Annotated in this window: 1 protein-coding gene; it reads right to left on the reverse strand. The window is 51.7% G+C overall.

Features of this window, described 5'->3' with window-relative positions; genetic code table 11:
- Nucleotides 1-474, reverse strand: a 474-nt coding sequence (locus tag EII41_RS13800) for a fibronectin type III domain-containing protein (protein WP_148091775.1), incomplete at both ends; no start/stop codon positions are given.

A 474-nucleotide genomic window follows, 5' to 3' on the forward strand; every position in this document is an offset into this window, starting at 1 on the left:
TCAGACCGCCCGTTTGACCCACCTCCAAACTGAGCGACGCGGGGCTCAGCGTAACGCCCGTCACGGCGATGGTGGCAGGCTTGGTACGGATAAATCGAGAGCCATAGTCTGTAAACTTACCGGCTTCATCTTCTACTCTTACTTCTACATAGTATTCGGTATCGGGTTTGAGACCCGTAATGGTTTCGGTCGTGATGTCTGTCTTTCTTGTTGTACCGTAAAGCTGTCCGCCGTCGTCGTAATTGGCTTTTGTTTCATAACGAACGTGATACTTGAGCTTGTTTGTCGGCGTGACGTTGTCGCTGCCGCGTGTCCAGTTCAGCGTAATACTGTTGGCGGTAGAGGTAATGCTGCTATAAGTACCCGCCGTGGGAGCCTGGGTATCCGCGACGGGTTTCAAAGTCCGAGCCGTTTTTACCGGATAGGCACTGGAATTACCCGCGGCATCGAATATCACGGCAAAGAATTCATATT

This window comes from Tannerella forsythia, from assembly GCF_003860135.1.
Lineage (GTDB): Bacteria > Bacteroidota > Bacteroidia > Bacteroidales > Tannerellaceae > Tannerella > Tannerella forsythia_A.